The sequence below is a fragment of the Serratia sp. 14-2641 genome, from assembly GCF_001692375.1.
Taxonomy (GTDB): domain Bacteria; phylum Pseudomonadota; class Gammaproteobacteria; order Enterobacterales; family Enterobacteriaceae; genus Chania; species Chania fonticola_C.
In genome coordinates this window covers 22,514-28,569 of sequence record NZ_LXKR01000045.1, presented here as the reverse complement: position 1 = coordinate 28,569, position 6,056 = coordinate 22,514, and the positions used below count along the sequence as shown (strand labels likewise).

Below are 6,056 nucleotides of genomic sequence, written 5' to 3'. Positions count from 1 at the left end.
TTGGTCACTCTTCAAGACTTGATATTTTTTTGCTACCGAAGTAGCTGGATATCGTCTTGTGAGTGCCCACACAGATTGTCTGATAAATTGTTAAAGAGCAGTGAGTTACGCGCTTTCGCTTGCTAACTCGAGGTGGCGTATATTACGCTTTCCTCTTTCAGAGTCAACCTTAATTTCAGGTTTTTTCTCTGCGACCCCCGGAGACTCTGTGAAGTTGTTCACATGTTCCGTGTCGATGGAGGCGCATTATAGGGAGTTCCACGCAGGCCGCAACAGGTATTTTCAACAAAAATCACCGTTTGCTGCATTCCACAGCAAAACCCGTCCTTATACCCGGTTATGCACTAACTTATCCACAGAACGCATTTGGTCGGAAAATTTACGAGCGCCACGCAAACGTTTTCGCTACAATTCCCCGCGACGAAACAATCCCCGTTTTTATCGGGGCGCTACCTGAATCTGTTCCTGTCCTTCTCTATATAGGAAGAAATCCCCTCTATATAAGAAGCAACAAGGTGGAGATCCACGTAACGCTCTTTTATTGCGACTCAAAGCCAAGGGATAAAACCATGCAACAACCTCGTCCAATCCGCCGGGCCCTGCTCAGCGTGTCCGACAAAGCCGGAATCGTTGAATTCGCCGAAGCCCTCTCCCAGAGAGGCGTCGAATTACTCTCTACCGGTGGCACTGCCCGCCTGCTGGCCGATGCCGGTCTGCCTGTTACCGAAGTTTCCGACTACACCGGCTTCCCAGAGATGATGGACGGACGAGTCAAGACCCTGCACCCGAAAGTGCACGGTGGCATTCTGGGCCGTCGCGGCCAGGACGATGCCATCATGGAACAACATGCGATCCAACCGATCGATATGGTTGTGGTAAACCTGTATCCCTTCGCGCAAACCGTAGCTCGCCCAGATTGCTCGCTGGAAGATGCCGTAGAGAATATCGATATCGGTGGCCCAACCATGGTGCGCTCGGCCGCCAAGAACCATAAAGACGTGGCCATCGTGGTCAAGAGCAGTGACTACGCCGCAGTGATCACCGAGATGGATAACAACAACGGTTCACTGTTGTACCCAACCCGTTTCGACCTGGCTATCAAAGCGTTTGAGCATACCGCCGCCTATGACAGCATGATCGCCAACTACTTTGGTACCCTGGTGCCAGCCTATCACGGTGAGACCGAACAGCCTTCCGGCCGCTTCCCACGTACGCTGAACCTGAACTACATCAAGAAGCAGGATATGCGTTACGGTGAAAACAGCCACCAGCAAGCTGCCTTCTATATAGAAGAGAATGTGCAAGAGGCCTCCGTGGCCACCGCCGATCAGCTACAGGGTAAAGCACTTTCCTACAACAACATCGCCGATACCGATGCGGCGCTGGAATGTGTGAAAGAGTTTGCCGAGCCGGCCTGCGTGATCGTCAAGCATGCCAACCCTTGTGGCGTGGCTATCGGTGAAAACCTGTTTGCTGCCTATGAGCGCGCCTACCAAACCGACCCAACCTCAGCTTTTGGCGGCATTATTGCCTTCAACCGTGAACTGGATGCCAAAACGGCACAGGCGATCATCAGCCGTCAGTTTGTTGAAGTCATCATCGCGCCAAGCATCAGTGAAGAAGCCCGTACTCTGCTGGCAGCGAAACAGAACGTACGCGTGCTGGCCTGTGGCCAATGGCAACAGCGCGTCGCCGGGCTGGACTTTAAGCGCGTCAACGGTGGTCTGTTAGTGCAGGATCGCGATCTGGGTATGGTGACCGAAGCCGATTTGCGCGTGGTATCCGAACGCCAGCCAACCGCTCAGGAGCTGCGTGATGCGCTGTTCTGCTGGAAAGTGGCCAAGTTCGTCAAATCCAACGCCATCGTTTATGCACGCGACAACATGACCATCGGCATAGGCGCCGGGCAGATGAGCCGCGTTTACTCCGCCAAGATCGCCGGGATCAAAGCCGCTGACGAAGGGCTGGAAGTCAAAGGTTCCGCCATGGCATCCGACGCCTTCTTCCCGTTCCGTGACGGCATTGATGCGGCTGCAGCGGTTGGTATTACCTGCGTGATCCAGCCGGGTGGTTCGATTCGTGATGATGAAGTGATTGCGGCGGCCAACGAACACGGCATCGCAATGATTTTCACCGACATGCGCCACTTCCGCCATTAATCCCTTTTGCTGCGTGCGCTCAATGCGCACGCCGTTTATGGAGCACCTGATGAATATTTTAATTATTGGCAACGGCGGGCGTGAACATGCGCTGGCCTGGAAAGCGGCCCAATCACCATTGGCAGATAAGGTTTACGTGGCCCCGGGTAATGCGGGTACTGCATTGGAAAGCAATCTGACCAACGTCGATATCGCCCCAACTGATATCCCGGCGCTGGTTGCCTTTGCCAAGGACAATGCCATCGATCTCACCATCGTTGGCCCAGAAGCGCCGCTGGTGATCGGTGTGGTAGATGCCTTCAAGGCCGCCGGGTTGACCATCTTTGGCCCGTCACAGGCCGCAGCACAGCTTGAAGGCTCCAAAGCCTTTACCAAGGATTTCCTGGCTCGCCACGCTATCCCAAGCGCTGCATACCAGAACTTTACCGAAGTGGAACCCGCCTTGGACTACGTACGCCGCCAAGGCGCGCCGATTGTTATCAAGGCAGACGGCCTGGCGGCAGGCAAAGGCGTGATCGTCGCGATGACGTTGCAGGAAGCCGAAGACGCCATTCAGGATATGCTGGCAGGCAATGCGTTTGGCGACGCCGGGCATCGCATCGTGGTCGAGGAGTTCCTGACAGGCGAAGAAGCCAGCTTTATCGTCATGGTCGATGGCGAGAATGTGGTGCCAATGGCCACCAGCCAGGATCATAAACGTGTCGGTGACGGCGATACTGGCCCGAATACCGGCGGCATGGGCGCCTACTCGCCAGCGCCAGTGGTGACGGATGAAATCCACCAGCGCGTAATGGAGCAGGTGATCTGGCCAACCGTGCGCGGCATGGCGGCGGAAGGCAACACCTATGTCGGCTTCCTGTACGCTGGCCTGATGATTGCTGAGGATGGTCAACCCAAGGTGATCGAATTCAACTGCCGCTTTGGCGACCCGGAAACTCAGCCGATCATGCTGCGCCTGCGCTCCGACCTGGTTGAACTCTGCCTGGCAGGGGCCGAAGGCAAGCTGGATGAGAAGACTTCCGAGTGGGATGAACGCCCTGCTCTCGGCGTGGTGTTGGCGGCCGGCGGCTATCCTGCGGATTATCGCCAAGGGGATGTGATCCACGGCTTGCCTCAGCAAGAAGATGCCAATGGCAAAGTGTTCCATGCCGGAACGCGTATGCAAGGGAATGACGTTGTGACCAACGGCGGGCGTGTGCTTTGCGTTACGGCTTTGGGCGCAACGGTGGCTCAGGCTCAGCAGTTAGCCTATCAGCTAGCGGAAGGTATTCAGTGGCAAGACAGTTTCTGCCGCAAGGATATTGGTTACCGTGCTATCGCACGCGAGCAGTAACAGCTAGTTGAGATAACAGCCAGGCTCTGTTCGCAGGGCCTTTTTTATGCGCTAAAGGGTATCTTTGGTGGGTTCCCAACTGCAGAAATCATTATTTGCCACCAATAACAGCTCACGACCTTCCGGCCCATCCAACCAGGCTACGTTCACTGGCTGACTGCTGTTGGCCGCACGCCGCATGATCCACTCTTCGGCCTGTTGGTCCAAACCTGGCTTCACGACTTCGCCGTTGCACAGCTTCACGGCGCCTTGCTGCCAGTGCCCCTGTAACAGTCGAACTCGACCGGCATTAAGCGCATCGCTCAATTCCAGTATCCGCCGTGCCTGATATTGATAGAGCACAACTTCATCGTTGGAGAGTTTCTGGCGCTGAGTGGCCAGTTGGCGCTGCATAAAGCTGACTGTACCGTTGGCGGTGAAACGCAGTTGAATGGAGTCGCGATCGCCATCGGCATCGGTGCGTTTGATTTGGTACAACACGCCATGTTGATATTCATACAGCGTTGTGACGGTACCCGGCCCGCGATAAGGGCTGTAGACGCTCAACAGCGCCACAGGCTGCTGCTGGCCGTCATCCATCCGCCACACACGCATCACCCCCTGGTCGGCCACAAAGCCGCTGGCGGTAAAGGTTGGCGGGGCTGAACGGAAACTACAAGCACTCAAGGCAGCAACAACCGTAACCGCCATGAGTGCCCGTCGAATAAACAAAAGGGGCGCCAACGCCCCCCTGTTTAAACCTTTCTGCAACACGCGATTAAGACTTAACCGCGTCTTTCAGTGCTTTACCAGAAACGAACGCAGGCACGTTAGCTGCTGCGATTTTGATTTCTTTACCAGTCTGTGGGTTGCGGCCAGTGCGCTCGCTACGATGGTTTACCTTGAAAGTACCGAAACCAACCAATTGTACTGCATCACCTTCTTTCAGGGACTCAGTAATGGCAGCCAGGGTAGATTCCAGAGCCAGCTTAGCTTGAGCCTTGGAAAGGTCAGCCTTCTCTGCGATTACATCAATCAGTTGAGTCTTGTTCATAAGTTATCCTTACAGTGTGTTTATCGTTTGCAAAGCATCGAGTGCGACGGATATGCCGATGGACAGCACTCTCCTGCATACACGCACCGATAGCCACTTTTTTTTCGCCCCCCAAATGTAGACCAGACAGGGTGCGGATGTGAAGCCTTAAGGCACGACAAATCAGACGTTAAATCACGTTTTCTTGCCTTATTGCGTTAAATTTATCCCAATGTTACTCACCGCGGCCTCTCGCAGGTCAGATCGTAACCCTTTGATCAGATCCAGATCACGCTCTTCGCAGGCGGCCAACAGGCGGAAAATCTCCCATTGAATGTCCCATTCGTCCTCAACGGCAGGCAGAATTTTCAGCTCTTCGTCGGTCATTTCTTTGCCAGCCTGGGTCATTTCCAACATCGCCACGGTGCGAATTGAGGTTTCGCTGATGGCAATGGCGTGCTCCAACGTTTCTCCGCTGAGGCGCGAATGGATCAATTCCCCTAATGCAATGCAGGCATCGATCGCTGGGTAAACGCCGTAAAGATCGTAATCTTCTGCCGACGGGATCGCCTCTTCCAACTTTTCCAGTTGGCTGTCAAAGTTGACCTTGGCGTCTTTCACCACCAGCGTTTCCCAGACCAAGTCCAGGATACGGCGATAAACGGCCGGGTCGCCAAACTCCGTCTGCAGGCAGAACATCTGGTAATTCGGGTACATACGCTCGCACAGGCAGGCCATAAAGGTCAAATGCTGCCAGCTTTCCAGCTTTTCCAAGCGTAAATGAATCGGGTTACGTAGCATTGTCTACTCTCTTACTCATTATCTGCCGCGCAGTGTACCCGAAATCGCTCATTACGACACCTCTGGATGCTGCTGTAACCAGCGTACAAAGGCCGGGCGGCGTGAGGCAATGGCATCGGCCCACCGCGTGGGCTCCGGCAAACGGTAACCTGCCATGCAGCGTTGTACCCAGGCCAAGGCGCTGTTGGTGCTCACGCGATGGCCCGTGGCGATAAATAACGGATTACAGCGCTCTTTGCTGCGCCATACCCATCCCAACTGTTCGCCCTTGTCCTCCAGCGCGGCCAGCGAGCCAACGGTAGCGTCCAGCGGGGAAAATTTACCACATAAACGCTTCTTGGCCACGCCAATGGTCGGCACGTTGACCAACAGGCCAAAGTGGCTGGCAACCCCCAGGCGTCTTGGATGGGAAATACCGTGGCCATCGACAAAGATGAGATCGGGTTTCTGTTGCAGTTGCTCCCAGGCGGCGATCAGCGCAGGGTACTCGCGAAACGAGAGAAATCCGGGGATATAAGGCATGGTGGTGCTGATACGAGCGATTTGATACTCCACCAGCTCGAGTGAAGGATAGCGCAGGATAGCAATGGCGGCGCGTGTTACCGCACCCTCTTGTTCAAAACCGACGTCCGCACCGGCGATAAACGCCGGTGGGTCTTGCAGAAAATCATCGTGACGAATGACTTCCCCGGCGCGCCTTAGCTGTTCGGCGCGCAGAGCCTGAGTATCAATCACAGCGTCTCCTTGCGGT

General features: G+C 55.1%; 6 protein-coding genes. 2 read left to right on the top strand and 4 right to left on the bottom strand.

Annotated elements, in window-relative coordinates; all coding sequences use genetic code 11:
* Positions 1–569: 569 nt before the first annotated feature.
* Together purH and purD are read left to right on the top strand one after the other, a co-directional pair.
* Positions 570–2,159 carry a bifunctional phosphoribosylaminoimidazolecarboxamide formyltransferase/IMP cyclohydrolase gene (gene purH, locus A6U95_RS17770; protein WP_024531033.1) on the top strand — a complete coding sequence of 530 codons (1,590 nt, stop codon included), beginning with the start codon at positions 570–572 and terminating at the stop codon, positions 2,157–2,159.
* Positions 2,160–2,208: 49 nt separating this feature from the next.
* Positions 2,209–3,492 carry a phosphoribosylamine--glycine ligase gene (gene purD, locus A6U95_RS17765; RefSeq protein WP_065685445.1) on the top strand — a complete coding sequence of 428 codons (1,284 nt, stop codon included), beginning with the start codon at positions 2,209–2,211 and terminating at the stop codon, positions 3,490–3,492.
* A 51-nt stretch (positions 3,493–3,543) separates the two neighbouring features.
* Here purD and A6U95_RS17760 read toward each other — a convergent pair whose 3' ends face one another.
* The 4 genes from A6U95_RS17760 to nfi all read right to left on the bottom strand — a co-directional run bounded on the left by A6U95_RS17760 (position 3,544) and on the right by nfi (position 6,040).
* Positions 3,544–4,182 (bottom strand): DUF1481 domain-containing protein, encoded by a 639-nt coding sequence (locus A6U95_RS17760; protein ID WP_065685444.1) that lies wholly within the window; start codon positions 4,180–4,182, stop codon positions 3,544–3,546.
* A 67-nt stretch (positions 4,183–4,249) separates the two neighbouring features.
* The gene (gene hupA / locus A6U95_RS17755) at positions 4,250–4,525 is read right to left on the bottom strand and encodes a nucleoid-associated protein HU-alpha (protein WP_021182173.1); all 276 of its coding nucleotides are present in this window, start codon (positions 4,523–4,525) and stop codon (positions 4,250–4,252) included.
* Positions 4,526–4,714: 189 nt separating this feature from the next.
* A complete protein-coding gene (locus A6U95_RS17750; RefSeq protein WP_065685443.1) occupies positions 4,715–5,305 on the bottom strand; it encodes a YjaG family protein in 591 nt (196 codons plus the stop codon).
* Between the two features lie 51 nt (positions 5,306–5,356).
* Positions 5,357–6,040, bottom strand: a complete 684-nt coding sequence (nfi, locus tag A6U95_RS17745) for a deoxyribonuclease V (RefSeq protein ID WP_024531030.1) — start codon at positions 6,038–6,040, stop codon at positions 5,357–5,359.
* Positions 6,041–6,056: the final 16 nt, after the last annotated feature.

Excerpts from the sequence above, each read along its gene's own strand:
- purH (WP_024531033.1), top strand. The coding sequence starts at position 570 with ATGCAACAACCTCGTCCAATCCGCCGGGCCCTGCTCAGCGTGTCCGAC.
- purD (WP_065685445.1), top strand. The coding sequence starts at position 2,209 with ATGAATATTTTAATTATTGGCAACGGCGGGCGTGAACATGCGCTGGCC.
- A6U95_RS17760 (WP_065685444.1), bottom strand. The coding sequence starts at position 4,182 with ATGGCGGTTACGGTTGTTGCTGCCTTGAGTGCTTGTAGTTTCCGTTCA.
- hupA (WP_021182173.1), bottom strand. The coding sequence starts at position 4,525 with ATGAACAAGACTCAACTGATTGATGTAATCGCAGAGAAGGCTGACCTT.
- A6U95_RS17750 (WP_065685443.1), bottom strand. The coding sequence starts at position 5,305 with ATGCTACGTAACCCGATTCATTTACGCTTGGAAAAGCTGGAAAGCTGG.